The sequence below is a fragment of the Burkholderia sp. 22PA0106 genome, from assembly GCF_047497155.1.
Classification (GTDB): domain Bacteria; phylum Pseudomonadota; class Gammaproteobacteria; order Burkholderiales; family Burkholderiaceae; genus Burkholderia.
On record NZ_CP163163.1, the window covers coordinates 3,762,811 to 3,788,003 of the forward strand.

The window sequence follows — 25,193 nt, forward strand, 5'->3', positions numbered from 1 at the left end:
GCCGTGTGCAACAAAAAGGCCCGTCATCGTGAACGGGCTTTTTTTCATCCTCGCGCCTACCAACCCACCCGAACCACGCTCAATTCAACCCCGCCACCAGCGCCGCGACGATCGAACCGCCCACCAGCACCGCGCCGATCGTGCGGCGCTTGTTCAGCTCGGTCCAGAGCAGCACGCCCGTCAGCGACAGCAGCACCATCGCCCCGGCGATCGTATCGACCAGCAGCACCCAGAAGATGTTCATGCCGACGCCGCGATGCAGGTTGGTCAGCGTCGTCATCAGCGAATTGTCGCTGCGCTTGACCGACACGAAGTTGTTGCCGACCCAGTATTCGGCGGTCACGTTCGCATTCGGCTTGAACAGCGAAATCTCCCAGCGCTCGGGCTGCATCACGCTGCGATCGCCCCAACTGACAGCCTGCGCCGGCTCCTTGCGGATGCGCGAGCGGCCACCGTCGAACTTCAGTTCATCGGTCAGCCAGGCCTGAAGCTTGGCCGGCGTCTTCGGCGCGGCGGCCGGCAGCGGCAACTGCACTTCCGTCACGCTCGGCGCGCCCGGCGAGATCCGCAGCGGCGGCGCACGGTGATTCAGCACGAAGCCGGTCACGCCGAACATCAAGCCCATCACCGCGCCCCACAGCCCCACCCAGCCGTGCACCTTGCGCAGCCACTTGATGAACGTGGCGCGCCGCGAACGCTGACGCCGCGCGGCCAGATCGACGTCGGCCAGCAGCCGCGCAGGCGCGGCATACGGCGTGGTGGTAGCAACGCCCGCGGGCAACGTGGATTCGATCGATTCGGGCGCGTTCAAGCTGACTCCAATGCCAATGCAACAAGGGTGGCCCGCGATTCCAATCGCCGGCCACCCAGTTCGATTTAAATGAGAATCGCTATCATTACACAACAATGTGACAGACTCAATGCGTCACGCTGACAACGGTGTAAGGGGAGTCGCCGCAGCCGCGCGGCGCCGTTATGTCGGATACCCAAAATTTCGCATTCCGATGCATTTTCGCCACGCGCAAACGTTACGACAGCGCTAGAATCCGACTTCATCCGAACGTGCCGCGTACCCGCCGGGGAATCACCGGGGCGCGTCGCCGGCCGCCTTGCGCGGCATGGCTTTCCATGGCGTCCGGATCGAAAAAACCAACAAGATAATCGGGGCCAGCGTTTCATGAACGACATCGCATCGACGCCAGGCATGCCTCCGCATGCGCCTGCCGTCCCTCCCGCTACGCACGCCAAGGCCACGCCGGCCGACACCTGCCGAATTCGCTTTTCCGTCCAGCCGCGCCCGCACGATTCGCTGCGGCGCCCGCGTCATGAAGGCTTTCCGGGGCGCGGCACGCTGAGCTTCGAGGCGAACGGCGCCGGGCTGTCGCTCGACGGCCAATCCGGCGGGCTCTTCACTACCGCGCCGTTTCACCTCGCGATCCCGCGCGCGCAGATCTTCGATGCCAGCAGCGCCGGCAAGCGCGTGTTCTTCGATCTGCACACGCCGGACGGCGTGCTCAGCGTGGTGCTGCTGGCGGCCGACGCGGACAGCGCCGCATGGATCGCGGGCCGCCTGCCGATGCAGGTCACCTCGGCGTTCTCGACCGAGCTCGATGCCCATGCCCGCTACACCGACCGGATGCACGCGCAGCCGGTCGCCTGGGCCACGTGGGGGCTGATCGCGCTCAACCTGTTGCTGTACGCGGCGATGGTGGCGAGCGGCGTCTCGCCGCTGAAGCCCGAGGTGCCGGCGATGATCGCGTGGGGCGCGAACTACGGCCCCGACACGCTCGACGGCGACTGGTGGCGGCTCCTGACCGGCGCGTTCGAACACTTCGGCGCGGTGCATCTGGCCGTCAACATGCTGGTGCTGGCGCGTTTCGGCCCGCTCGCGGAACGGCTCTACGGCAGCCAGCGCTTCGTCGCGCTCTATCTGTTCGCCGGGGTGTTCGCGAGCATGACGAGCGTGACGTGGAACGCGATGCAGTGCTCGGCCGGCGCGTCGGGTGCGATCCTCGGCGTGTTCGGCGCGGTGCTGGCCTATCTGCTGCGCCGTCGGCGCGAGCTGCCGGCGCTGGTGCACGACCATCAACGTGCGCTCGCGCTCGGCTTCGTCGCCTACTGCCTCTACAACGGCTTCACGCATCCGACGATCGACAACGCCGCGCATCTCGGCGGCCTGGTCGCCGGCTTCGCGGTGGGCCTGGCGCTCGCGCCGCCGCTGGACACCACCACGCGCGAGGTCACGGCCGGCGCGCAGGTGAGCCTGGCGGCCGGCGTCGGCACCCTGATGGCGATCGCGCTGGCCTACCCGCTCGTGCATCCGGGCCACGAGCGCGTGCTGGAGCTGCGCTTCGCGCGCGAATACATGGCGACGACGAACGCCTCGGCCGAGATCGGCACCGCGCTGGTGGCGCTGCAGCACGAGCCGATGAGCTCCGACGCGGAGCGCCTGGCCGTGTCGAACCGCGTGATGACCGACATCGTGCCGCGCTGGAACAACCTCTACGCGGCGCTGTCGAGCGTGCCGCTGCCGGACGGCTCGCCGTACCGCGCGCTGCGCGACACGCGCCTCGGCATGCTCGACAACGCGCGCCGAATGGCCAGCACCTACGCGCTGATGCTGGTGCGTTCGCCGCTCGAGCGCGATGCGATGGTCGAGCCGTACCGCGCGCTGCTGCTCGATCAGCACGCGCGCCGCAAGGATCTGCTGACCGAGGAACTGGCGCTGCATCATCCGGGGCGCGGCGCGCAGCGGCCGGCGGCGCCGGCGTTGGGCAGCAGCGGGGCGGCGGTGCGGTCTTGAAGCGGCGAATTTGCAGCAGGAAATGTGAAGCAGCGGCTGTGAAACGAGGGGTATAAAACGAGCGATGTGACCGGGGGAGGCGTAACGGTGCGTCTGCGCGAGCCACCGCGCGGGTTGAACGGCCTTGAAGCCGCGCCATTCGCCCGGCAATCCCCGCGGTTCGGCGGTTCGGCGGTTCGGCGGTTCGGCGGTTCGGCGGTTCGGCGGTTCGGCGGTTCGGCGGTTCGGCGGTTCGGCGGTTCGGCGGTTCGGCGGTTCGGCGGTTCGGCGGTTCGGCGGTGCGGCGGTGCGGCGGTGCGGCGGTGCGGCGGTTCAGCCCCTCACCGCTTCGGCTGCGGCAGCGCCGGAAACGCGCTGCCGTCGTCGGGCTGGCCGTCCTCGCGCGGCGCGGCGCGTTCGAGCGAATAGAGCCACGCCAGCAGTTCCGCCACGGCCTGATACAGCGCGGGCGGAATCCGGTCGTCGAGATCGACCTGCATCAGCAGCGACACCATCTCGGGCGCCGTATGCACGTACAGCCCGGCCTCGCGCGCCCGCGCGACGATCATCTCCGCCACCAGCCCGTAGCCCTTGGCGACCACGCGCGGCGCGCTGTCGCCGCCGTTCGGGTCGTAGACGAGCGCGGCCGCGCCCTTGCGCCGGTCGGCGCTCACAGCCAGGCTCCGTCGTCGAGGAAGCCGAACTCGTCGATGTCGTCGAAATCGCCGAGCGGACGGGACCCCGGCGCGGGTGCCGCGGGTGCGCCACGCGCGGCGGTAGCCTGCCCGTAGGCCGCCGCCGCGGCGCGCGACGCGAAGGTATCGAACGCATCGGGCGCGCTGTCCACGGCGCGGATCGACAGGCCGCCCAGTTCCAGCCCCGAAACCAGCAGACGCTGGCGCAACTGGTCGCCGTGGGCGTTGAGCCGTGCCGCGCCCTCGTTGGAAGCGCTCAAGCGCGCGACCACCTGCGAGCCGGTCAGCACCAGTTCGGCATCCACCGCGCCGAGCGATGGCAGCGACAGCACCAGCCGCGTGCGCCAGGCAAGCTGGCCATCGTCGCCCTGTGCGCCGCCGGCGTCGGGCTCGATGCTCCAGTCGAGCCGCGCGCCGGGCCATGCCTCACCGGCCCAGCGGAACTGGTCGGTGGCCAGCAGATCGAGCTGCTGGCGCACCAGCGGCAGCGTGGCCGGGTGGACGGTGGCCATCGCCGCCGCGTTGTTGGCGTTGGTCGCGCCGGCATCGGCCGCGCCGGGCGGGTTCGAGAGCGCGTCGAGCAGGCGGTTCGTGCCGTTGTCGGCCGCCAGCGACGCGTAGGCCGACGCGCCGCTCGCACCGAACTGGCCGGCCGGCGCGCCATGCGTGCCCTGCCCGGCGGCCGTGCCACCCGCCTGAGCCGGCGCGGAAGATGCGGAGGACGAGGATGCCGAGCCAGAGGACCCTGGCGAAGCGCCGCCGCCCGGAGTCCGCGCGCCGGGATCGCGCGTCAATTGCTGCTGCGGCTCGCCGGCGAGATCGGCGACCGGGCGCTGGCCCGCCAGCCACTGGGCGAGATGGGATTCGTAGAACAGGCCGCTGTCGGACACCGCACGCGCCAACGCGGCGGCCAGCGCGGCCACGGCCGCGTTCGCCGCCGCCGAGGCGACGGGCGCGGCGTTGGCGGCACCATTTGCGCCATTTGCAGCGTTGGCGGAACCCGCAGCATTGCCCACCCCTTGCGCGCCGGCATTGCCGGCCCCCGCCATCGCGGCGCCCGATGCCGAGCCGGCGCCATTCCCCGCACCAGCCGCCCCCGCTCCAGCCTGCGCCTGCGCCGCCGCTCCGCCATCCGCCGCCGCCGGCATCAGCAGCGCCGCGATCTGCGGCCCGGTCAGCAGCGGCACGCTGCCGATCACGACCGGCGTGGCGTCGCCACCGAAACGGGAGATCGCGTCGAGCGTCAGCGCGACGTTCGACAGTGCGGTCTGGGCGGAGGGAGCGGGCGGCGTCGTGGCCGGCAACGGCAGCGGCGCGGGCGTCGGCGTGCCGGGCGCACCGGCCGGCACGCCGACCTGCGCGGCCGAAGCGGCGGGCGCGCCGGCCGACACGCCTTCGAGCAGGCTGTCGATCCGGCTGACGAGCATGGCAGCGGTAACGGCGTCGATCCCGGTCATCGTGAGCTTGCGCGCGGCGTCACGCCGGCGTCGTGAGAGTGATGGCCGCCTGTCGCGTTCAGCGACGTGCCCGGTAGATATCCTTGAGCATCCGCGTCGAGCGGCCACCGTCGAACAGCGCCGACAGCCGGGCCACTTCGGGGCTCGCCAGATCGCGAATCGCCGCGTCATCGGCCAGGATGCGGCGGATCAGCGTGTACTTGTGGCCGCGTTCGGCCTGATCGAGCAGTACCCCTTCTTCGGCGACCCGGAGGCCGTCGACGAGCACCTGATACTCGGTCTGCAGCCCGTTGACCGCCGTCCAGTCGGCATCGCGGGCGGCCGTCAGCATCTGGCCGGATACATCCGCGATAGCCTCATAGAGGGCGAGGTAGGCTGCCTTGCGATTCATCGTGCGATTTCCGGCTGGGCTTGGGATGCCATCATGCGTGCGACTTCCGGAGCGATGCCGCTCCAGGCTTCCTCCAGCGTGGCGAGCAACCCGTCGACCTCGACGAGCATCGCATCGCTGGCCTTCACGTTCGCCTCGAGCAGGCGGCGCACGATGTAGGCGTAAAGGGCGTCGAGCCGGCCGGCGATCTCGCCGCCGGCCTCGACGTTCAACGACGCCTGCAGGCCGTTCTCGACGATCCGCATGGCCTTGCCGATCGCGTCGCCGCGCGCGCCGACGTTGCCGGCGCTCAGGTGCAGGCGTGCATGGGCGATCGCCTTGCGGGCGCCCTCGTAGAGCATGGCGATCAGGCGATGCGGAGACGCGCCCATCACCCCTGTCTCGACGCCGACGCGCGCGTAGGCGTTGGCTCCAGCGTGTCCTGGGGAAAACATGACGGCCCTCCTGTTGGTGCGATCGTGACGGGTTACGCGACGCCCGTCGAAACGGCACGTGTAACGCAGAGTAATAACGGCGTTATCGGTAAGGGCGAGGAAAGCTTTAGAGCGCGGGCCGTATCGGACGCAAAAAGAGGGTCGTTCAGACCGACATCTGCATGATGTCGTTGTAGGCGCTGACCAGCTTGTTACGGACCTGAAGCCCGAACTGGAAGCCGATGTTGGCCTTTTGCGCGTCCACCACCACGTCGTTCAGCGACACGTTCGGGGCGCCGAGTTCGAACGCCTTGGCCTCGTTGGCCGAGGTGACCTGCGCGTCGCTGATCTTGTCCAGCGAGGATTTCAGCGCGCTCGCGAAGCTGCTGGCCGTGGCCGCGCCGTTGCTGGCGCCGGTGGCCGCCGCACTGGCGCTGCCGGTGGCCTGGGCGGCCATCGCCTGCATTTGTTGGAGCGCCGAAGCGATTCCGTTGACGGGCGCAGTCATGAAGTCTCCGCAGAAAGAGTCGGGGTGACGGACCGGCGCCGGACCGGCAGGCTGGCACGCCCGATCCGGCCCCGGTGGTTCGCGACGGCCGCCCCGAGGGGGCAGCAAAACGGCGCGATGCCGGATTGCGAGCAAGGATAGCAAGCGCCCCCGGCGGCAAAGCCGGTGAAGTACGGGTAAAACTCGGTTCTTTTCGGCCGATGGGGGGTGGGCGCGAGCCGGAATAATCGCATCGTGTCATTGTCCGTCCGCTCGGCCGAGCGGCAGCCGCTGTGGAGAACCCCGAAGCATGGATTCGCAGGCCAATTCGCTGATCAACCCCGACGCGCGCACCGCCGTCGCCGGCACGCCGCCCAACGCGGCGATGCCCGGTGGCGCGCTGCCGGGCGCTGGCGCAGGCGCTGCCGACTTCGGTCTGGGCGGCTTTGCCGAGCGCCTGTCCGGCTTCTCGGGCCTGTCGCGGATGCGCACCAATCCCAAGCTGCCGTTCGTGATCATCACGGCGCTCGTGATCGCCGCCATCGTTGCGCTGGTGCTGTGGAGCCGCGCCCCGGATTACAAGGTGCTGTACAGCAACCTGTCCGACCGCGACGGCGGCGCCATCATTACTGCATTGCAGCAATCCAATACCCCGTATCAATTCACCGACGGCGGCGGCGCGATCCTGGTGCCGTCCAATCTGGTGCATGAAACGCGCCTGAAGCTGGCCGCGATGGGCCTGCCCAAGGGCGGCTCGGTCGGTTTCGAGCTGATGGACAACCAGAAGTTCGGCATCAGCCAGTTCGCCGAGCAGGTCAATTACCAGCGCGCGCTCGAAGGCGAGCTCGAACGCACCATCGCATCGATCAACGCCGTGCGCGGCGCGCGCGTGCATCTGGCGATCCCGAAGCCGTCGGTATTCGTGCGCGACCGCGAGGCGCCGAGCGCCTCGGTGTTCGTCGATCTGTACCCGGGCCGCGTGCTCGACGACGGCCAGGTGCTCGCGATCACGCGCATGGTGGCCTCGGGCGTGCCCGACATGCCGGCCAAGAACGTCACGATCGTCGACCAGGACGGCAACCTGCTGACCCAGCAGTCGTCGGCCTCGGGCCTCGACGCCAACCAGCTCAAGTACGTGCAGCAGGTCGAGCGCAACACCGAGAAACGCATCGACACGATCCTCGCGCCGATGTTCGGCGCCGGCAACACGCGCGCCCAGGTCAGCGCCGACATCGATTTCTCGCACGCCGAGCAGACCTCGGAGAGCTACAGCCCGAACGGCGCGCAGCAGCAGGCCGCGATCCGCAGCCAGCAGACCTCCAGCTCGACCGAGATGTCGCAAAGCGGCGCGGGCGGCGTGCCGGGCGCGCTGTCGAACACGCCGCCGCAGCCGGCCTCGGCCCCGATCACGGGCGCCAGCGGCGCGGCCGGCACGCCGCCGACCCCGGTCAGCGACCACAAGGATTCGACCACCAACTACGAACTCGACAAGACGGTGCGTCACGTCGAACAGGCCACGGGCGGCGTCAAGCGCCTGTCGGTGGCGGTAGTGGTCAACAACCTGCCGGTGGCCGACGCCAAGGGCCACGTCACCATGCAGCCGCTGACGGCCGACAAGCTCGCGCAGGTCCAGCAGCTCGTGAAGGACGCGATGGGCTTCGACGCCAAGCGCGGCGACTCGGTCAACGTGGTCAACAGCCAGTTCACCGAAATCGCCGATCCGCTGGCCAACGTGCCTTGGTGGCGCACCCCGGACATGATCGCGATGGCCAAGGACATCGCCAAGTGGCTGGGCATCGCCGCCGCCGCCGCCGCGCTGTACTTCATGTTCGTGCGCCCGGCGATGCGCCGCGCGTTCCCCCCGCCCGAGCCGGCCGCCGTTCCTGGCCTGGCCGCACTGGGCGGCCCCGACGAGCCCGCGCTCGACGGCCTGCCGGCGCTCGAATCGAACGCCGCCGGCGGCGCCTCGGACGATCCGGCCCTCCTCCCGTTCGAGGCGGACAAGCACCGCTACGAACGCAATCTCGAATACGCACGCTCGATCGCCAAGCAGGATCCGAAGATCGTCGCGGCCGTCGTGAAAAACTGGGTGAGCGATGAGCGCTGAAGGCCTGATGAAAAGCGCGCTGCTGCTGATGTCGATCGGCGAGGAAGAAGCGGCGCAGGTGTTCAAGTTCCTGGGCCCGCGCGAGGTCCAGAAGATCGGCGTGACCATGGCCACGCTGAAGAACGTCACGCGCGAGCAGCTCGACGAGGTGCTCAAGGAGTTCGTGGGCGAGGCCGAAAAGCATTCGGCGCTGTCGCTCGACTCCGGCGACTACATCCGCTCGGTGCTGACCAAGGCGCTCGGCGAGGACCGCGCCGGCGTGATCATCGACCGGATCCTGCAGGGCAGCGACACCAGCGGGATCGAGGGCCTCAAGTGGATGGACTCGGGCGCGGTGGCCGAGCTGATCAAGAACGAGCACCCGCAGATCATCGCGACCATCCTCGTCCACCTGGACCGCGATCAGGCCTCCGAAATCGCCTCGTGCTTCACCGAGCGGCTGCGTAACGACGTGCTGCTGCGGATCGCCACGCTCGACGGCATCCAGCCGGCCGCGCTGCGCGAACTCGACGAGGTGCTGACCGGCCTGCTGTCGGGCAGCGACAACCTCAAGCGCAGCCCGATGGGCGGCATCCGCACGGCGGCCGAAATCCTGAACTTCATGACGAGCACGCACGAGGAATCGGTGATCGAGAACGTCAAGTCCTACGACCCGGACCTGGCGCAGAAGATCATCGACGAGATGTTCGTGTTCGAGAACCTGCTCGACCTGGAAGATCGCGCGATCCAGCTGATCCTCAAGGAAGTCGAGTCGGAAACGCTGATCATCGCGCTGAAGGGCGCGCAACCGCCGCTGCGCCAGAAGTTCCTGGCCAACATGTCGCAACGCGCGGCCGAACTGCTCGCCGAGGATCTCGACGCGCGCGGCCCGGTGCGCGTGTCGGAAGTGGAGCAGCAGCAGCGCAAGATCCTGACGATCGTCCGCACGCTGGCCGAGAACGGCCAGGTGGTGCTGGGCGGCAAGGCGGAAGACGCGTATGTCTGAGCGCGCGCACGGCAGCGCCGCCACCCTCACCGCCTATCAGCGGTGGGAGATGGCCTCGTTCGACCCGAAACCGCCCCCGCCGCCCGAGGACAACAGCGAAGCCGCCGCGGCCGCGCTGGCCGCCGAACTGCAGCGCGTGCGCGACGCCGCGCATGCCGAGGGCATGGCGAGCGGCCAGGCCGAAGGCCACGCGCTCGGCTATCACGCCGGCCAGGAAGCGGGCTACGCGGCCGGCATCGAGGCGGGCCGCACCGAAATGCATATCGCGGCCGAGCATTTCGCGGCGCTCGCGCGCTCGTTCGGCGAGGCGCTGCAAGGGGCGCGCGACGCGCTGGCCGACGATCTCGCGCAACTGGCGCTCGATCTGGCGCAACAGGTGCTGCGTCAGCACGTCCAGCTCGACCCGAGCACCGTGCTGGCCGCCGCGCGCGAGGCGCTGGCCGCCGAGCCGGCGCTGACCGGCGCACCGCAACTGATCGTCGGCACCGCCGATCTGCCGGTGGTCGAAGCCTATCTGCAGGAAGAACTCGACACGCGCGGCTGGACCGTGCGCGTCGATCCGAACATCGAGCGCGGCGGCTGCCGCGCGCAGGCCGCCTCGGGCGAGATCGACGCGACCCTGCCCACGCGCTGGGAGCGCGTGGCCGCCGCGCTCGGCCATTCGAGCGAGTGGTAAGCCCATCATGACCCGCGCCGCCGACACCGCCCCGAAAGCTTCCGCCGCCGCCCAGGCCGCGGCCGCATCGGCGGCGGCTGCTGCGGCGCTCGCGGCCAATCCGCACGTCGCGCACTGGCGCGGCAAGCTCGACGCGATGCGCGAGCTCGGCGCGCGCGCGCTGCCGCTGCGCCCGAGCGGGCGCCTGACGCGCGCGGCCGGCCTGGTGCTCGAAGCGACCGGGTTGCGGCTGTCGGTGGGCGCCGAATGCATCATCGAATTGCCGGCCGGCAGCACGCTGCCGGTGGCCGAAGCCGAAGTGGTGGGCTTCTCCGGCGACCGCCTGTTCCTGATGCCGACCACCGCCGTGGCCGGCGTGCTGCCCGGCGCGCGCGTCTGGCCGCTGGAGCGCGCGCCGATCGCCGATCCGCTGGCCGGCGCGAAACGCCTGCCGGTGGGCTGGCAGATGCTCGGCCGCGTGGTGGACGCCTCGGGCCGCCCGCTCGACCGGCTCGGCCCGCTCGGCGCGGACATCGACGCGCCGCTGTCGGCCCCCACCATCAACCCGCTCGAACGCGAGCCGATCCACCATGTGCTCGACGTCGGCGTGCGCGCGATCAACGCGCTGCTGACGGTGGGCCGCGGCCAGCGCATGGGCCTGTTCGCAGGCTCGGGCGTCGGCAAATCGGTGCTGCTCGGCACCATGGCGCGCTATACCAGCGCCGAGGTGATCGTGATCGGCCTGATCGGCGAGCGTGGCCGCGAAGTGAAGGAATTCATCGAGCAGATCCTCGGCGAGGACGGCCTCGCGCGTTCGGTCGTGGTGGCCGCGCCGGCCGACGTCTCGCCGCTCTTGCGGATGCAGGGCGCGGCCTACGCCACCTCGCTGGCCGAATACTTCCGCGATCAGGGCAAGCACGTGCTGCTGCTGATGGATTCGCTCACGCGCTACGCGATGGCGCAGCGCGAGATCGCGCTGGCGATCGGCGAACCGCCGGCCACCAAGGGCTACCCGCCGTCGGTGTTCGCCAAGCTGCCGGCGCTGGTCGAACGCACCGGCAACGGCCCCGAGGGCGGCGGCTCGATCACCGCGTTCTACACGGTGCTGACCGAGGGCGACGACCAGCAGGACCCGATCGCCGATTCGGCGCGCGCGATCCTCGACGGCCACATCGTGCTGTCACGCCAGTTGGCCGAGGCCGGCCACTATCCGGCAATCGACATCGAGCAATCGATCAGCCGCGCGATGACCGCCCTGATCGACGAGCGCCACCTCGACCGCGTGCGCCGCTTCAAGCAGATGCTGTCGCGCTACCAGCGCAACCGCGACCTGATCGCGGTGGGCGCCTACGCGCCGGGCCGCGACGCCCACCTCGACCGAGCGATCGCGCTGTATCCGCGCATCGAATCGTTTCTTCAGCAGGGCTTTCGCGAATGCGCGCCGTTCGACGCATGCATGGCCGCGCTCGATGCCCTGTTCCCCGCCGAAGGAGGCTGACGATGGCTGCAAGCTTTCCGCTGCAAATCCTGCTGGACCGTGCCCAGGAAGAACTCGACAACGCCGCCAAGCAGCTCGGCCAGGCGCAGCGCGACCGCACCTCGGCGCAGGAGCAGCTCGATGCGCTGATGCGCTATCGCGACGAATACCACGCGCGCTTCGCCGAGGAGGCCAAGTCCGGCATGGCCGCCGGCAAGATGCGCAATTTCCAGTCGTTCATCGACACGCTCGACGCGGCGATCGGCCAGCAGCGCCGGATCGTCGGCGCCGCCGACGCGCGCCTCGATGTGGCCCGCCCGGCGTGGCAGGACCGCAAGCGCACGGTCGGTTCGTATGAAATCCTGCAGGCCCGCGGCGTCAAGCAGGAGGAGCACCGTGCCGCGAAACGCGAGCAGCGCGACGCCGACGAACACGCGGCGAAGATGCTGCGCATGCGCGCCGACGCCGCGCACGCTTCCGAATAATTCGACCGAGACACCGCCATGCCCGCTCTTTCCCTGACCGCATCGCTGCTCGACGCCGCCAGCGCCGTGACCCAGAGCACGCGCAGCAACGACGCCGCCAGCCAGGCCTCGACGCCGTTCTCGCAGACGCTGCAGCACAGCGTGGCGAGCCAGCAGCAGCAACAGCAGCCGAAGCCGGCCGCCAGCAGCACCGCGAACGCGGCAGCCAATGCCGCGGCGGCGGCCCAGGCTCAGGCGTCCAATACGGGCAGCACCGACACCGGCGTCGGCGGCGTGCATGGCCATCGCGGCCATCACGGCAAATCGGATCAGACCAACGGCTCGGACGACACCCAGGACGCGTCGCAAGCCGCGACGACGCCGGCCGATGCCGCCGCGCTCGCCGCTGCCGCCGCGATCCAGGCGCAATTGCAGGCGCGCCAGGACGGCACCACCGGCAATGGCAGCAGCGCCGACGCGAGCGCCGCGGCCACGGCCGCCGCCAACGCACTGGCCGCCAATGCCGCCAGCGCGGCCACGGCCAGCGCCACCGACGCAAAGGCAGCGGCGGCCGCGCAACTCGCAGCGGGCACGAACGCCACGGCCAATGCCACCGCCGCCACCGGCAACGGCATCGCCGACGCGCTGCACGCGGCGCTCGATCGCCTGACCAACGGCGGCGCGGCGGCCGCCGCGATCCCGGCCGCCCACGACGCCAACGCGGGCAACGGCGCCACCGGCAACAATGCCGGCGCGCAACTCGGCAACGGCAACGCGGGTGCTGCGATCGCCCACGCCGCCACCGACCGCAACCCGACCACCGCCGTCTCGCCGTCCGAATTCGCGGCCGCCGCGAACGCCTCGAACACGGCCGGCAGCGCGACCACCAGCACGCATACCGACGCCATGCTCGCGCAGGCCGACACCAGCGCCTCGCAATCGGCGCTGGCCGCCGCCGCCGCGCAGCAGGCCTCGCCGCTGTCGCAGACGAGCACCGCCACCACGGCCGGCGCGAGCGCCACCGAAGCGAGCCTCGCCGCACGCGTCGGCTCGCAGGACTGGACCGACCAATTGAGCCAGAAGGTGGTGTTCCTCTCGAGCGCGCATCAGCAAAGCGCCTCGCTGACGCTGAACCCGCCCGATCTCGGCCCGCTCCAGGTGGTGTTGAGCGTTGCCGAGAATCATGCGCACGCGCTGTTCGTGTCGCAGCATCCGCAAGTGCGCGAGGCGGTCGAGGCCGCGCTGCCGAAGCTGCGTGAAGCGATGGAATCGAACGGCCTGAGCCTGGGCAGCGCGAACGTCAGCGATGGCGGCGCCGGATTCGCGCAGCAGGACGCGCAACAGCAATCCTCGGGCGGAAGCGCAACGCGACGCGGCGGCGCGGTATACGGCGCGTCGGGCTCGGGCGCCGACGCCCTGGCCGGCGTTGCCGCGAGCACCTCGAGCGCCGCGACGCAGCAGCGCGTCGGGATGGTCGATACATTCGCGTAAGCGCCTCCGTTCAGTTGCCGGCCGCCACGGCCGACGGCTTGGCGCGGATCGTCTCGGGCGCCGCGCCGCCCCGGCGGGCCGCCGCGATGAATTCCGCGGCGCGCTCGCCGATCATCACCGACGGCGCATTGGTATTGCCGCCGATCAGCGTCGGCATCACCGACGCATCCACCACCCGCAAGCCCTCCACGCCCCGCACCCGCAATTGCGGATCGACCACGGCGCGCGCATCGCTGCCCATCCGGCAGGTGCCGACCGGGTGGTAGATGGTGTCCGCGTGCGCGACGATCGTGGCGCGCAGCGTTGCATCGTCGTCCGACGGATCGGTATACAGCTCGCGACCGCCCTGCGAGGCCAGCGGCTCGGCGGCGAGAATCCGCCGCATCGCCTTCGCGCCCGTCAGCAGCAGGTCGAGATCGCGTGCATCGCTGAAGAAGCGCGGGTCGATGCGCGGCGCATCGCGCGCGTCGCCGCTCGCCAGCGCGACCGTGCCGCGGCTTTTCGGGCGCAGCGCGCAGACATGCAGCGAATAGCCGAAGCCCCAGTGCATGTGGCGGTTGTGATCGTCGACCAGCGCGGTGCAGAAATGCAGTTGCAGGTCGGGCCGGTCCAGCCCCGGCTCGCTCTTGAGAAAGCCGCCCGCCTCGGCCACGTTGCTCGACATCATGCCGTCGCCCTTGCGCAGCCAGCGCAGCACTTGCGGCGTCATCTTCGCGATGCCGCGCACGCACACGCCCACCAGCTCCGACGAGTTCACGCGCTTGTTGATGATGAAATCGATATGGTCGATCAGGTTCTGGCCGACTTCAGGCGCGTCGTGCACCACCTCGATGCCGTGGCGGCGCAGTTCGTCGGCGGGGCCGATGCCCGAGCACATCAGCAATTGCGGCGAATTGAACGCGCCGGCCGAGACGATCACCTCGGCGCGCGCGCCCAGCGTTTCGACCTTGCCGCCGCGCGCGAGCGTCACGCCGGTCGCGCGCTTGCCGTCGAAGCCGATGCGCAGCACCGTGGCGCCGGTCAGGATGGACAGGTTCGCGCGCGGCCGATCGTACAGATAGGCGCGCGCCACGCTGCAGCGCGCGCCGTCGCGATGCGTGACCTGATAGAAGCCCACGCCTTCCTGCTCGGGGCCGTTGAAATCGTCGTTGAGCGGATAGCCGGCCGCGTGCGCCGCATCGATGAATCGTTGTGCGAACGGATTCTTGAAGCGCAGGTCGGACACCGTCAACGGGCCGTCGCCGCCATGCCAGGCGTTGGTGCCGCGCTGGTTGCCCTCGGCGCGGCGGAAGTACGGCAGCACGTCGTTCCAGCCCCAGCCGGTGCAGCCCAGCTCCGCCCATTCGTCGTAATCGAGCGGATGGCCGCGGGTGTAGATCATCGCGTTGATCGCGCTCGATCCGCCGAGGCCGCGCCCGCGCGGCTGGTAGCCGCGACGGCCGCCGAGGCCCGGCTGCGGTTCGGTTTCGTAGCCGTAGTTGGTGCCGATCTTGAACGGCACCAGCGCGGCGATGCCCACCGGCATGTTGACGAGCAGGTTGCGCTGATTGCTGCCGCCCGCTTCGATCAGCGCGATGGTCGCGTCGGGGCAGGCGTCGGCCAGGCGCGCGGCGAGGCTCGCGCCGCCCGAACCGCCACCGACGATTAAGTAGTCGTACTGCATGTCATGTCTCCTTCATGTCATGGACAGCGACCGGCTTCGGGTCGTTTTTCGCTTGTAATGTCCGCGCATTGTAGGAACGCGGCGCGCGGCGCGGCGCATCGAATCAAGAGCGATTCCTCTAAACGCCGGCCGCGTCCCGCCTTAAGATGGCCGGATTCGCCTCGCGCGACGGAGCGCGGTTCGATGCAGCCGCCTCCCGCGAAATGGGAGACACAGGAATGGATCAGCAGGTTCTGACGGCCACGCATCGAGTTACGAATCAGGCGCCGCCGCTCGCCGATTACAACGCGTTTGAAACCGACGCCGCGCTCGCGGCCGCCGTCCAACGGCACGGCGCGGGCTGGCATCGAACGGCGCTCGCGCAACACGGCGCCACGCTCACCACGCCCGACACGCTCGCGCTCGCCGAACTCGCCAATCGCCACACCCCCGAACTCGCCACGCACGACGCACGCGGTGAGCGCATCGATGCGCTCGAATTCCATCCAAGCTGGCACCAATTGTTGGGACTGCTACGCTCCGAGGGCGCACATGCGCTGCCGTTCGCCGAGCCGCGCACGGGCGCGATGGCCGCACGCTGCGCCAGCTATTTCCTGCATGCGCAGCTCGAATCCGGCTCGCTGTGCCCGCTGACCATGACGTTCGCGAGCATCCCCGTGCTGCAAAAGGAACCGGCCCTGTTCGACACGCTGCGCGACAAGCTCTACACGCGCGAGCACGACCCGCGCGACGTGCCGCTCGCGCACAAGCGCTCGATGATGATCGGCATGGGCATGACCGAGAAGCAGGGCGGCTCCGACGTGCGCAGCAACGAGACGCGCGCCTGGCCGCTCGGCGCGGGCGGGCGCGGCGAGTCGTACCGGCTGGTCGGCCACAAGTGGTTCTTTTCCGCGCCGCAATGCGACGCGCACCTGGTGCTCGCGCGCACCGGCGACCACGCCGGCATCTCGTGCTTCTACGTGCCCCGTTTCGCGCCCGACGGCCGCAAGAACGCCGTGCAGGTGCAGCGCCTGAAGGACAAGCTCGGCAACCGCTCGAACGCGAGCAGCGAGGTGGAATTCCTCGATGCCTACGGCGTGATGATCGGCGAGGAAGGCCGCGGCGTGCCGACCATCATCGAGATGGCGAACCTCACCCGGCTCGATTGCGTGATCGGCAGCGCCGCGCTGATGCGCGCCGCGCTCGTGCAGGCGATCCACCATGCGCGCCATCGCAGCGCGTTCGGCAAGCGCCTCGCCGAGCAGCCGTTGATGCGCAACGTGCTGGCCGATCTCGCGATCGAATCGGAAGCGGCCAGCACGCTGTTCATGCAGCTTGCCGATGCGGTCGAGCACGACGACGGCCAATCGGCGGAGGCGCGCGGCTGGCGTCGCATCGTCACGCCGGCCGCGAAGTTCTGGGTCTGCAAGCGCGCGCTCGAATTTACGGGCGAGGCGATGGAGGTGTGGGGCGGCAACGGTTATGTCGAAACCGGCCCGATGGCGCGCTTTTATCGCGAGGCGCCCGTCAACTCGATCTGGGAAGGCTCGGGCAACGTGATGTGCCTCGACGTGCTGCGCGCGATCGAGCGCGAGCCCGACGCGGCCGCCGCGCTGATCGCCGCCTGGCGCGCCGATCTGGCCGCGCATCCCGACGCGCTGCGCGCCCTCGACGAACTGACGCGCGCGTTCGCGCTGCCGCCCGACGAACGCGAAGCGTCGGCGCGCCGCATCGCGCAGCGCATCGCGTTGATCGCCCAGGCCGCGCTGCTGCACCGCCATGCGCCCGAGGCCGTGGCCGACGCGTTCGAGGCCACGCGCTTCGGCGCGGCGAGCCACGAATCGGGGCGCGTCTACGGCACGCTGCCCGCCCGTTTCGACCACGCCGCGCTGATCGAGCGCGCGTTCCCGGCCTGAGGTTCGGCCGCCATCCCGCCAGCCAAGAACAGGAGGAGACGATGAAGAACGACCTGCCCGGCCTCGCCACGCTCGACGCGTTGCTGCACGACCAGCGCGCCGCCTATCTGCGCGCACCGTATCCGTCGTGGGACGCGCGCGCGGGGCATTTGCGCGCGCTGCGCACGATGCTGATCGACCACGCCGACGCGCTGGCCGAGGCGATCAACGCCGATTTCGGCCACCGCGCCAAGCAGGAAGTGCTGCTCTCCGAAATCTGGATGGCGAAGGAAGAACTCGACGAGGCGCTGCGCCACGGCAAGCGCTGGATGCGCGCGCGCCGCAAGCCGATGAACAAGTGGCTGATGCCGGCGCGCGCCACGGTGATCCCGCAACCGCTCGGCGTGATCGGCATCGTGGTGCCGTGGAATTACCCGGTGCTGCTCGCGGCCGGGCCGTTGATCTGCGCGCTCGCGGCCGGCAACCGCGCGATCGTGAAGATGTCCGAACTGACGCCGCGCACCTCCGAATTGTTCGAAGTCCTGATTTCGAAGACGTTCTCGCGCGATCACGTGGCCGTGGTCAACGGCGATGCGGAGATCGGCGCGGCGTTCAGCCGGCTGCCGTTCGATCACCTGTTGTTTACCGGCTCCACGCAGGTCGGCCGCCATGTGATGCGCGCCGCCGCCGATCACCTGACGCCGGTCACGCTCGAACTGGGCGGCAAGTCGCCGGCCATCGTCGGACCGGGCGCGCGCTTCGACAATGCCGTCGATGCGATCGTCGCCGGCAAGACGTTGAACGCGGGCCAGACCTGCATCGCGCCCGACTACGTGCTGGTGCCGCGCGGCAAGGAAGAAGCATTCATTGCGCGGGCCCGCGCCCGCATCGCGAAGCTGTATCCGGATTTCACCCGCAACACCGATTACACCTCGATCATCTCCGAGCGGCATTTCGCGCGGCTCGACCGGCTCGCCGCCGAGGCGCAGGCCGCCGGCGCCACGCTGCATCCGCTGACCGACGCGAGCGCCGATCCGGCCATGCGCCGCTTCGCGCCAATCGCGATCACCGGCACGCCCGATGCGTCGCCGCTGATGCAGGAGGAGATTTTCGGGCCGCTGCTGCCGATCGTGCCGTACGACACGCTCGATCAGGCGATCGCCTACGTCAACGCGCGGCCGCGGCCGCTGGCGCTGTATCTGTTCGAGGAATCGCGCGCGAGCATCGAGCGCGTCATGCACCACACGATCTCGGGCGGCGTGTCGATCAACGAGACGCTGATGCACATCGCCTGCGGCACGCTACCGTTCGGCGGCGTGGGCGCGAGCGGAATGGGCGCGTATCACGGCTACGACGGCTTCGTGACGTTCTCGAAGATGAAACCGGTGCTGACGCAGTCGCGCCTGAACGCGCGCAACCTGCTCTCGCCGCCCTACGGAAAACGCTTCGCAGGGCTGATCAAGTTGATGTTGAAGTTCTGAGGGGGTATTCAGACGTGGCGGGCAGGACCGTTGCATGCGCAACGGCCTGCCCTGGCGCTCGGAATCAGACGGGCCAGAGCGGCCCTTCCTGCATCGCGCCGATCTGCTCGCGCAGTTCGAGCACGCGCTCTTCCCAGTAGCGATGCGTGTTGAACCACGGGAACGCGGCGGGGAACGCCGGATCGTCCCAGCGCCGCGCGATCCATGCCGAATAGTGAATCAGCCGCAACGTGCGCAGCGCCTCGACCAGATGCAGCTCGCGCGGATCGAATTCGCAGAAATCCTCATAGCCGGCCAGCAGGTCGGCCAGCGCCGCCGATGCGCCGGCGCGGTCGCCCGGCAGCAGCAGCCAGAGATCCTGGATCGCGGGCGCCATGCGACTGTCGTCGAAATCGACGAAATGCGGGCCGGCATCGGTCCACAGCACGTTGCTCGGATGGCAATCGCCGTGCGCACGCAGCAGGCGCACGTCGCCGGCCCGCTCGAACGCGGCCTCGACGCCTTCGAGCGCCAGCGACACCACCGTTTCGTAGGCCGCGCGCAACTCGGCGGGAATCATGTCCTGCGCGAGCAGGTAATCGCGCGGCTCGTAGCCGAAGCTGCGGATATCGAGCGTGGGCCGCTCGCGATACGACTCGGTCGCACCCACCGCATGAATCCGGCCGATGAAGCGGCCGAGCCATTCGAGCGTGTCGCGCCGGTCGAGTTCGGGCGCGCGCCCGCCGCGACGGTCGAACACCGAGAAACGAAACCCCTCGAACGCATGCAGCGTGTGGCCGTCGAGCGTGCGCGCCGGCACGGCCGGAATTTCGCGCGCGGCCAGTTCGGCCACGAACGCGTGCTCTTCGAGAATCGCCGCATCGGACCAGCGTTGCGGCCGGTAGAACTTCGCGACGATCGGCTGGCTGTCTTCGATGCCGACCTGATAGACGCGGTTCTCGTAGCTGTTGAGGGCGAGCAGGCGGCCGTCGGTGCGCAGGCCGGCGGGCATCAGCACGCTGTCGAGCGCATCGAGCACGCGCTCGGGCGTGAGGCCCGCAAAAGGAAGGCCGGCGCTGGCGCCGGCCGGGGTGGGTTCGATGGAGTCGTCGTGCATGCCGGCATTGTGCCCCGCGCGGCAGCGCTTGACGAGATCTCAGTGAATCGCCGCGCCCGCGGGCAACACCGATTCGCCGGTATCGATCAGGTCCTCGAGAAAGAAGGGTTCGGTGTTCAGTTCCTTCGAGTCGCCCGGCACGCCCGCGTACCAGGTCACCATCGCCATGTCTCCGAGAAGGCGCTGGACGATGCCGCGTGCCCCCTTCGGAACGGCGATATGCGTAGTGCAGACAATCGAACCGACATGCATGATGTTTCCCCGCTTCTAAAACCGGCCGGTGTGCCGGCCGCGAATACTGGAATGCGCCGCCCAAGGGCGAAAACACGACTCCGTTGTCAATCGATTCGCACTTCGATGGAATTGCGTCGATGCCCAATCACGTCACGGCGCTTGCCGCGATCCGGCCGCGGCGCCCCGAACGCGGGGCTTGACCGGCCGCACCGGAAAACAGACCGGCGTGCATCATCATAACCCGACTATCGTGACGGTCAGCAGAACACAAAAACATGCCTATTGCGTGACGTTGTTTGCAACACGAACGCCGCTGCATGCACGCGCAACCGCTTCTCGTGGGGGCGCGATCGCGGCAACCGGCGTATCGTGGCGGTTTGTTCGTTGTCTGGAGAATCAGCGTGACCGCTTCGCCCGGGTCGCCGGAGCCGGCCGCCAGCCGCTCCGCGCAGGCCGCCCCGCCCCCTTCCGTGCCACCCTATCTCGAGCGCGGCACGCGCGGCTACTGGCACGCGAGCATCGCGCTGCTGTTTGCCGGCTACACCACCTTCTCGCTGCTCTACTACGTGCAGCCGCTGCTGCCCGAGTTCTCGACGACGTTCGACGTCAGCCCCGCGCAGAGCAGCCTCTCGCTGTCGTTCGCGACGGCCGCGCTCGCGCTCGCGATCTTCGTGGCGGGCTTCGTGTCCGAGGGCTTGAGCCGGCACCGGCTCATGACGCTGTCGCTGACGCTCTCCTCGCTGCTGACTTTGGCCGCCGCGTTCGTGCCGCATTGGCATCAACTGCTGGTGCTGCGCGCGCTGACGGGCCTCGCGCTCGGCGGCGTGCCGGCGGTGGCGATGGCCTATCTCGCCGAGGAAGTGCATCCCGACGGCCTCGGGTTGGCGATGGGCTTGTACGTGGGCGGCACCGCGATCGGCGGAATGGCCGGGCGCGTGATCACCGGCGTGCTGGCCGAGCTGTTCGGCTGGCGCATCGCGGTGGCCGGCATCGGCGTGCTCGGCCTCGCCTCGATGCTCGCGTTCCGCGCGCTGCTGCCGCCGTCGCAGCACTTCACGCCGCGCCGCGGGCTGGGCCTCGCGCATCATCGCAGCGCGCTGGCGCGGCACCTGACGGGCCGCCGCGAGTTGCCCGCGCTGTTCCTGATGGCGTTCGTGCTGATGGGCAGCTTCGTCACGCTCTACAACTACATCGGCTACCGGCTGCTGGCGCCGCCGTATTCGATGAATCAGGCCACCATCGGCGCGATCTTCATCGTGTATCTGGTGGGGGTGTTCGCGTCGCCGTGGTCGGGGCGCATGGCCGATTCGCTCGGGCGCGGGCGCGTGCTAATCGGCAGCATCGTGATGATGGCGATAGGCGTCGCGCTCACGTTGCTCGCGCCGGTGGCGGCCATCGCGGCCGGCATCGCCTGCGTCACGTTCGGCTTCTTCGCGGGCCATTCGGTGGCGAGCGGCTGGGTCGGACGGCTCGCCAAGGAAGGCAAGGGGCAGGCCGCCGCGCTGTATCTGCTGTCGTACTACATCGGCTCCAGCGTGATGGGCTCGCTCGGCGGGCATGCCTGGAGCGGCTCGGGCTGGGCCGGCGTGACCACGCTGGTGGGCGCGCTGCTGGCGCTCGGCCTGCTGGCCTCGATCTGGCTGCGCACGCGCGAACGCGCCGGGGCCGCCTGATCGGGTTGCGCGGCAAGCGGTGCGCAACGCCGCCCGCTGGCACGCGCCACGCTTGCGGCGCACCACGCGCTGCGCTAACGTAGCGATTCGTCCGATTTACTACGGTTTCCGAAACATGCGGCTTCACGCGCCCGTCCACGTCATCGATTGCCTGCCGCCTCTGGCGCGGCGGCTCGTGCGTGCGCAAGCCGCGCCCCCTCCCCCTGTCGATCCGCCGCGCCTCGGCGCGCCCCCGCCGCTTCGCGCGGCCCGGCGCGGCTGACCCGCGCCGGCACGTTTCACTCACCGGTTCCGCCCGTTTCCCACGCTCGCGCTTCGCGCGGCGCGGGCACGCGCGCGACCGTCGCCGACTCCGATCGACACGGGATCTCCCATGCGTTTTCTGCAACGCGCGTTCGTCGCGCGCTTCACCACTTCTTCGTTCGTCCTGCTCTGGAGCAGCGGCGCCATCTTCGCCGAACTCGGCGTGCGCCATGCCTCGGCGCTGGCCTTCCTGATCGCGCGTTTCGCAGTGGCCTCGCTTGCGCTGGCGGCCATCGCCGGCCGGCGCGGCCGATGGTTGCCGCCGCGCGGCGGGCGCCGCATCACGGCCCTGATCGGCACGCTGATGGGCGGCTATTCGATCACGTACCTGTTCGCGCTCCAGCACGGCATCACGCCCGGCATGCTGGCCACGCTGCTCGGCGCGCAGCCGATCCTGACGCTGGCGCTGGTGGAGCGGCGCTGGTCCGTGCCGCGCCTGGCCGGCCTGCTGCTCGCGCTGACCGGGCTGGCGCTGGTGGTCTGGCACGGCCTCGACGGCGGCGGCGTCTCGCTGGCCGGCGTGGCGATCGCGCTGGCGGCGCTCGTCACGATCACCGCCGGCGCGCTGCTGCAAAAGCACAGCGGCGTCGCGCCCGCCGACGGCCTGGCGATGCAGAACGCCGTGGGCCTCGCGATGAGCCTCGCCTGCGTGCCGTTCGCGCCGGCCGGCGCGCTCGCATTCGAGGCCGGCTGGCCGTTCGTCGTCGCGGTGCTGTGGCTCGGCCTCGTGATCTCGGTGGCCGGTCAGATGCTGTTCTATCGATTGATGCGCGACGGCGACGCCGTCAACGTGACGAGCCTGTTCTACCTCGTGCCGGTGGTCACCACGCTGATGGATGCGATCGGTTTCGGCAACCTGCCGGGCCGGCTCGAAATCGCCGGGATCGCCGCGATCCTGGCCGGCCTGGTGCTGGTGTTCCGCCATGCGCCCGATCGAGCGATGCCGAACAAGAAAGCCATCGGTAATGTTTCGGAAAGCGAACGATAGGGCGGCGCGCGTACCTGTGCGCCGGGAAGTCTTTCCCCGAATCGGTAACAATCTGGAATGCGAAATGTGAGTTTTCCTTGCCTATACTCCAATCAACCGCCCGCATCACGATGAGCGGATTCGATCGAGGAGGGAGACAATCATGGGCTACTTCACCGTAGGCGATTTCATTCTTCTGATTCCGATGGCGCTTGCCGGCGCACTGTTCCTTGGCGCGGTTCCCTGCGGCACGCATCACGTCCGGCACAACCTGCTGCGCGTGATCGGCGCGATGCTCGGCGTGGGCGTCGCGTTGCTGCTGGTGGAGGGCTTGCCCGCGCTGATCTAGCGCGGCAGCGGATCATCGCGCATGCACGGCGCGCGGCCCTCGCGGCGCGCGCCGTGGCTTTCCCGCTTCGCTCTCGCGGCCGTCACGCCGGGCCGGACATGGACGTGCGCATCCCGGTGCCGCTACACTGCGGCGTCCTGACGATGCGTTCCTGCGAGGAAATCCATGACCCGAGCGATCTCGGTTGCCTTGATTGTCGGCGGCCTCGTGCTGCTGTATTTCGGCGGCCAGTCCTTCCATTCGTTCAACGACAGCCTGTCGCGCCTGTTCACCGGTTCGCCGGCCACCAAGACGATCCTGCTCGTCGCGGGCGGCGCCGTGGCGACGCTGGCCGGACTGATCGGCCTGGCGATGCCGGGCGGCAAACGCTGAACGCGCCGCCCCACCCAGCGCCGCACCATGAAAAAAGCAGCCGATTCGGGCTGCTTTTTTTATCGATGCGCGACGCACGCGCTGCACGTCACCTCACAGCCTGACATCCGGCTTCGATGCCGAGCGCGACCCGGCCACCGGCCGGTTGCTCTCGCCGTGATAGGTGTAGACGAGCGAGAACTTCACGCGATCGCTGCGGTTCTGCCCGGCCGAATGCAGCGTATTGCAGTGGAAGAACACCACGTCGCCCGGTTGCAGTTCGGGGCACACGGCACGGTCGATCATGGCCCGGTTGGCGGGCAGGTCGCCACGGAAGAACTTCGCGTCGTCGAACGCCTCGGCGCCGAACGTGGCCGTATGCGAGCCGGGCACGAGCCAGAGCGCGCCGTTCTCGTTGGTTTCGGCGCCCACCGCAAGCCAAACCGACACCAGATCGGCCCGCTCGAACGCCCAATAACGGAAATCGCGATGCCAGCCGGTCAGGCTGCCGTACATCGGATGCTTGGTCATCATGCAGTTGTGATGCACGCGCGAGAGCAGCGCCGTCTCGCCGAAATACGCCTGCATCCAGGCGGCGATCTCGGGCGCGGTGGCACGCGCGGCGAACGCCGCCGAACGGCCATGCGCGTCGAGCAGGCGGCGCACCGTCTTGCCGCCCGGCGCATCCTTCGATTCGGGCGCACCCGGATAACGCAGGTCGGCCTCGAATTCGAGCGGCTCGGCCGCCTCGTGCAACTCGCGCTCGGCCTCGGCCTTCAGCGCCGCGCAGGTTTCCGGCGCGACCAGCCCGCGGGCGATCACGTAACCGTGCTCGCGCAATGCTGCGATCTGCGCGCGAATCATCTCGGACTGCTGTGAAGACATGGTCGACTCGGTGTCGTTTTGATGAATCGATGATTGTATGACGGCGCACGATTCGGCGGAACCCGGGCCCGGGCGGCGCCCGGCCCTTTTTTCGCGAGTGCCTCGGAACTGTCGCGCCGCCCGCACGGACTAACCCCGCGAACGACATTCGGCGGCCCGGGACGGCCTCGGGCCTGCACGACTTCCTGGCGACACGGATCGCCGGTAGCCTGTCGCGGCCTGTCATTTCGACTGGCGCCGTCTTTTTTGGCATCCGCTACCATGCAGCGGTAAGTCGCCAGGGGCCACTTTTACTCAGGCGTCGGAATCCGGCCACCCGAAGAGGTCACCGATCCGGCCCTTTACGAGCCAAGTCACATCGTCATGTCTTTCAGCCTCACCTCCCGTCTGACCCGCGCCGCCAAGCGTCTCGCGCCGCTCGAGCCGCGCCGGATCGTGCGCACGCTGCGCCACCATCAGGCGCGCACGCGTGCCCTGGCCAGCCGCGCGGTCACGCCGTCCGCACCGCGCCTCGGCAGCGGCCTGCGCACGTGGCTGCACAACTTCCTGGCTGCGATGCGCGCCCACGCCAACACGCGCCGCCTCGGCCTGCCGGCGCTGCTGCGCAAGCCGTCGTCGCTGCGCCTGCTGACGCTGCGCCGTGCGAACGGCCCGCGCCGCCGCGTCAACCGCCCGCGTCGCCTGCTGGCCAGCGCAGGCTGGTTCGCGTTCGGCGCGCGCTGAAACGAAGTGGCCCGCCGCTTGAGGCGGGTACGCGGGGCCTTCGGCGGCATGCTCGGCTGCGGCAGCCTGGTCGGCCGCCTCAGCGCTTCTGCGATACGTATCGGCACGTCAGCGCTCAGGCGGCCCGAATCGAGCGTATCGCGCGATCCGGCCATGCTTCGGTAAAGCCTCCCGCCGCGCCAACGACACG

The 25,193-nt window shown here is 69.5% G+C and carries 24 protein-coding genes; 14 read left to right on the forward strand and 10 right to left on the reverse strand.

What is annotated here, in order from left to right; translation table 11 throughout:
* Positions 1 to 79 precede the first annotated feature (79 nt).
* On the reverse strand, positions 80 to 811 hold the full coding sequence (locus tag AB4850_RS31815) for a PepSY-associated TM helix domain-containing protein (RefSeq protein WP_414443371.1): 732 nt from the start codon (positions 809 to 811) through the stop codon (positions 80 to 82).
* 366 nt (positions 812 to 1,177) lie between these two features.
* On the opposite strand from AB4850_RS31815, the gene AB4850_RS31820 reads away from it, so the two are divergent.
* Positions 1,178 to 2,803 carry a rhomboid family intramembrane serine protease gene (locus AB4850_RS31820; protein WP_414443372.1) on the forward strand — a complete coding sequence of 542 codons (1,626 nt, stop codon included), beginning with the start codon at positions 1,178 to 1,180 and terminating at the stop codon, positions 2,801 to 2,803.
* Positions 2,804 to 3,123: 320 nt separating this feature from the next.
* On the opposite strand, the gene AB4850_RS31825 is transcribed toward AB4850_RS31820, so the two are convergent.
* From AB4850_RS31825 to fliE, 5 genes are all read right to left on the reverse strand, one after another.
* Entirely contained in the window at positions 3,124 to 3,456 is a 333-nt protein-coding gene (locus AB4850_RS31825) for an EscU/YscU/HrcU family type III secretion system export apparatus switch protein (protein WP_414443373.1), read from the reverse strand.
* A complete protein-coding gene (locus AB4850_RS31830) occupies positions 3,453 to 4,934 on the reverse strand; it encodes a flagellar hook-length control protein FliK (RefSeq protein WP_414443374.1) in 1,482 nt (493 codons plus the stop codon). Before AB4850_RS31830 ends, AB4850_RS31825 begins: the two co-directional genes overlap by 4 nt.
* A gap of 58 nt (positions 4,935 to 4,992) precedes the next feature.
* Complete coding sequence (locus AB4850_RS31835; RefSeq protein ID WP_414443375.1) at positions 4,993 to 5,325, reverse strand: flagellar protein FliT; 333 nt, start codon at positions 5,323 to 5,325, stop codon at positions 4,993 to 4,995.
* The gene (fliS, locus tag AB4850_RS31840) at positions 5,322 to 5,759 is read right to left on the reverse strand and encodes a flagellar export chaperone FliS (protein ID WP_414443376.1); all 438 of its coding nucleotides are present in this window, start codon (positions 5,757 to 5,759) and stop codon (positions 5,322 to 5,324) included. Before fliS ends, AB4850_RS31835 begins: the two co-directional genes overlap by 4 nt.
* 145 nt (positions 5,760 to 5,904) lie before the next feature.
* Positions 5,905 to 6,246, reverse strand: a complete 342-nt coding sequence (gene fliE / locus AB4850_RS31845) for a flagellar hook-basal body complex protein FliE (RefSeq protein ID WP_414443377.1) — start codon at positions 6,244 to 6,246, stop codon at positions 5,905 to 5,907.
* 289 nt (positions 6,247 to 6,535) lie between these two features.
* Here fliE and fliF point away from each other — a divergent pair, with 289 nt between their 5' ends.
* From fliF to AB4850_RS31875, 6 genes are read left to right on the forward strand one after another with little or no spacing between them, the layout of a single operon-like run.
* Complete coding sequence (gene fliF, locus AB4850_RS31850) at positions 6,536 to 8,332, forward strand: flagellar basal-body MS-ring/collar protein FliF (RefSeq protein ID WP_414443378.1); 1,797 nt, start codon at positions 6,536 to 6,538, stop codon at positions 8,330 to 8,332.
* On the forward strand, positions 8,322 to 9,317 hold the full coding sequence (gene fliG, locus AB4850_RS31855) for a flagellar motor switch protein FliG (RefSeq protein ID WP_414443379.1): 996 nt from the start codon (positions 8,322 to 8,324) through the stop codon (positions 9,315 to 9,317). The genes fliF and fliG overlap by 11 nt, the downstream gene beginning before the upstream one ends.
* Positions 9,310 to 9,993: a flagellar assembly protein FliH gene (fliH, locus tag AB4850_RS31860; RefSeq protein ID WP_414443380.1), complete on the forward strand. Its 684-nt coding sequence runs from the start codon at positions 9,310 to 9,312 to the stop codon at positions 9,991 to 9,993. The genes fliG and fliH overlap by 8 nt, the downstream gene beginning before the upstream one ends.
* Positions 9,994 to 10,000: 7 nt before the next feature.
* Positions 10,001 to 11,470 (forward strand): flagellar protein export ATPase FliI, encoded by a 1,470-nt coding sequence (fliI, locus tag AB4850_RS31865; protein ID WP_414443381.1) that lies wholly within the window; start codon positions 10,001 to 10,003, stop codon positions 11,468 to 11,470.
* 2 nt (positions 11,471 to 11,472) lie between these two features.
* The gene (gene fliJ / locus AB4850_RS31870) at positions 11,473 to 11,934 is read left to right on the forward strand and encodes a flagellar export protein FliJ (protein ID WP_414443382.1); all 462 of its coding nucleotides are present in this window, start codon (positions 11,473 to 11,475) and stop codon (positions 11,932 to 11,934) included.
* A gap of 18 nt (positions 11,935 to 11,952) precedes the next feature.
* On the forward strand, positions 11,953 to 13,404 hold the full coding sequence (locus tag AB4850_RS31875; RefSeq protein WP_414443383.1) for a flagellar hook-length control protein FliK: 1,452 nt from the start codon (positions 11,953 to 11,955) through the stop codon (positions 13,402 to 13,404).
* Positions 13,405 to 13,414: 10 nt separating this feature from the next.
* Here AB4850_RS31875 and AB4850_RS31880 read toward each other — a convergent pair whose 3' ends face one another.
* Positions 13,415 to 15,067, reverse strand: a complete 1,653-nt coding sequence (locus AB4850_RS31880; RefSeq protein WP_414443384.1) for a GMC family oxidoreductase — start codon at positions 15,065 to 15,067, stop codon at positions 13,415 to 13,417.
* Between the two features lie 218 nt (positions 15,068 to 15,285).
* Here AB4850_RS31880 and AB4850_RS31885 point away from each other — a divergent pair, with 218 nt between their 5' ends.
* Both AB4850_RS31885 and AB4850_RS31890 read left to right on the forward strand, forming a co-directional pair.
* On the forward strand, positions 15,286 to 16,962 hold the full coding sequence (locus tag AB4850_RS31885) for an isovaleryl-CoA dehydrogenase (protein ID WP_414443385.1): 1,677 nt from the start codon (positions 15,286 to 15,288) through the stop codon (positions 16,960 to 16,962).
* 41 nt (positions 16,963 to 17,003) lie between these two features.
* Positions 17,004 to 18,422: a coniferyl aldehyde dehydrogenase gene (locus AB4850_RS31890; protein ID WP_414443386.1), complete on the forward strand. Its 1,419-nt coding sequence runs from the start codon at positions 17,004 to 17,006 to the stop codon at positions 18,420 to 18,422.
* Positions 18,423 to 18,486: 64 nt separating this feature from the next.
* Here AB4850_RS31890 and AB4850_RS31895 read toward each other — a convergent pair whose 3' ends face one another.
* Positions 18,487 to 19,518 (reverse strand): serine/threonine protein kinase, encoded by a 1,032-nt coding sequence (locus tag AB4850_RS31895; protein WP_414443387.1) that lies wholly within the window; start codon positions 19,516 to 19,518, stop codon positions 18,487 to 18,489.
* A gap of 39 nt (positions 19,519 to 19,557) precedes the next feature.
* Complete coding sequence (locus tag AB4850_RS31900; protein ID WP_414443388.1) at positions 19,558 to 19,770, reverse strand: hypothetical protein; 213 nt, start codon at positions 19,768 to 19,770, stop codon at positions 19,558 to 19,560.
* A gap of 383 nt (positions 19,771 to 20,153) precedes the next feature.
* On the opposite strand from AB4850_RS31900, the gene AB4850_RS31905 reads away from it, so the two are divergent.
* The 4 genes from AB4850_RS31905 (at position 20,154) to AB4850_RS31920 (ending at position 23,416) form a co-directional block, all read left to right on the forward strand.
* Positions 20,154 to 21,425 carry an MFS transporter gene (locus AB4850_RS31905; RefSeq protein ID WP_414443389.1) on the forward strand — a complete coding sequence of 424 codons (1,272 nt, stop codon included), beginning with the start codon at positions 20,154 to 20,156 and terminating at the stop codon, positions 21,423 to 21,425.
* A 373-nt stretch (positions 21,426 to 21,798) separates the two neighbouring features.
* Positions 21,799 to 22,716 carry a DMT family transporter gene (locus AB4850_RS31910; protein WP_414443390.1) on the forward strand — a complete coding sequence of 306 codons (918 nt, stop codon included), beginning with the start codon at positions 21,799 to 21,801 and terminating at the stop codon, positions 22,714 to 22,716.
* Between the two features lie 139 nt (positions 22,717 to 22,855).
* Positions 22,856 to 23,044 carry a hypothetical protein gene (locus tag AB4850_RS31915; RefSeq protein ID WP_414445672.1) on the forward strand — a complete coding sequence of 63 codons (189 nt, stop codon included), beginning with the start codon at positions 22,856 to 22,858 and terminating at the stop codon, positions 23,042 to 23,044.
* A 165-nt stretch (positions 23,045 to 23,209) separates the two neighbouring features.
* Positions 23,210 to 23,416 (forward strand): DUF3185 family protein, encoded by a 207-nt coding sequence (locus AB4850_RS31920; protein ID WP_414443391.1) that lies wholly within the window; start codon positions 23,210 to 23,212, stop codon positions 23,414 to 23,416.
* Between the two features lie 93 nt (positions 23,417 to 23,509).
* Here the strand turns inward: AB4850_RS31920 and AB4850_RS31925 are convergent, their stop codons facing one another.
* Positions 23,510 to 24,280: a phytanoyl-CoA dioxygenase family protein gene (locus AB4850_RS31925; protein ID WP_414443392.1), complete on the reverse strand. Its 771-nt coding sequence runs from the start codon at positions 24,278 to 24,280 to the stop codon at positions 23,510 to 23,512.
* Positions 24,281 to 24,643: 363 nt separating this feature from the next.
* On the opposite strand from AB4850_RS31925, the gene AB4850_RS31930 reads away from it, so the two are divergent.
* Positions 24,644 to 25,003 carry a hypothetical protein gene (locus tag AB4850_RS31930; RefSeq protein ID WP_414443393.1) on the forward strand — a complete coding sequence of 120 codons (360 nt, stop codon included), beginning with the start codon at positions 24,644 to 24,646 and terminating at the stop codon, positions 25,001 to 25,003.
* Positions 25,004 to 25,193: the final 190 nt, after the last annotated feature.

Excerpts from the sequence above, each read along its gene's own strand:
- AB4850_RS31820 (WP_414443372.1), top strand. The coding sequence starts at position 1,178 with ATGAACGACATCGCATCGACGCCAGGCATGCCTCCGCATGCGCCTGCC.
- AB4850_RS31830 (WP_414443374.1), bottom strand. The coding sequence starts at position 4,934 with ATGACCGGGATCGACGCCGTTACCGCTGCCATGCTCGTCAGCCGGATC.
- AB4850_RS31835 (WP_414443375.1), bottom strand. The coding sequence starts at position 5,325 with ATGAATCGCAAGGCAGCCTACCTCGCCCTCTATGAGGCTATCGCGGAT.
- fliS (WP_414443376.1), bottom strand. The coding sequence starts at position 5,759 with ATGTTTTCCCCAGGACACGCTGGAGCCAACGCCTACGCGCGCGTCGGC.
- fliE (WP_414443377.1), bottom strand. The coding sequence starts at position 6,246 with ATGACTGCGCCCGTCAACGGAATCGCTTCGGCGCTCCAACAAATGCAG.
- fliF (WP_414443378.1), top strand. The coding sequence starts at position 6,536 with ATGGATTCGCAGGCCAATTCGCTGATCAACCCCGACGCGCGCACCGCC.
- fliG (WP_414443379.1), top strand. The coding sequence starts at position 8,322 with ATGAGCGCTGAAGGCCTGATGAAAAGCGCGCTGCTGCTGATGTCGATC.
- fliH (WP_414443380.1), top strand. The coding sequence starts at position 9,310 with ATGTCTGAGCGCGCGCACGGCAGCGCCGCCACCCTCACCGCCTATCAG.
- fliI (WP_414443381.1), top strand. The coding sequence starts at position 10,001 with ATGACCCGCGCCGCCGACACCGCCCCGAAAGCTTCCGCCGCCGCCCAG.
- fliJ (WP_414443382.1), top strand. The coding sequence starts at position 11,473 with ATGGCTGCAAGCTTTCCGCTGCAAATCCTGCTGGACCGTGCCCAGGAA.
- AB4850_RS31875 (WP_414443383.1), top strand. The coding sequence starts at position 11,953 with ATGCCCGCTCTTTCCCTGACCGCATCGCTGCTCGACGCCGCCAGCGCC.
- AB4850_RS31880 (WP_414443384.1), bottom strand. The coding sequence starts at position 15,067 with ATGCAGTACGACTACTTAATCGTCGGTGGCGGTTCGGGCGGCGCGAGC.
- AB4850_RS31885 (WP_414443385.1), top strand. The coding sequence starts at position 15,286 with ATGGATCAGCAGGTTCTGACGGCCACGCATCGAGTTACGAATCAGGCG.
- AB4850_RS31890 (WP_414443386.1), top strand. The coding sequence starts at position 17,004 with ATGAAGAACGACCTGCCCGGCCTCGCCACGCTCGACGCGTTGCTGCAC.
- AB4850_RS31895 (WP_414443387.1), bottom strand. The coding sequence starts at position 19,518 with ATGCACGACGACTCCATCGAACCCACCCCGGCCGGCGCCAGCGCCGGC.
- AB4850_RS31900 (WP_414443388.1), bottom strand. The coding sequence starts at position 19,770 with ATGCATGTCGGTTCGATTGTCTGCACTACGCATATCGCCGTTCCGAAG.
- AB4850_RS31910 (WP_414443390.1), top strand. The coding sequence starts at position 21,799 with ATGCGTTTTCTGCAACGCGCGTTCGTCGCGCGCTTCACCACTTCTTCG.
- AB4850_RS31920 (WP_414443391.1), top strand. The coding sequence starts at position 23,210 with ATGACCCGAGCGATCTCGGTTGCCTTGATTGTCGGCGGCCTCGTGCTG.
- AB4850_RS31925 (WP_414443392.1), bottom strand. The coding sequence starts at position 24,280 with ATGTCTTCACAGCAGTCCGAGATGATTCGCGCGCAGATCGCAGCATTG.
- AB4850_RS31930 (WP_414443393.1), top strand. The coding sequence starts at position 24,644 with ATGTCTTTCAGCCTCACCTCCCGTCTGACCCGCGCCGCCAAGCGTCTC.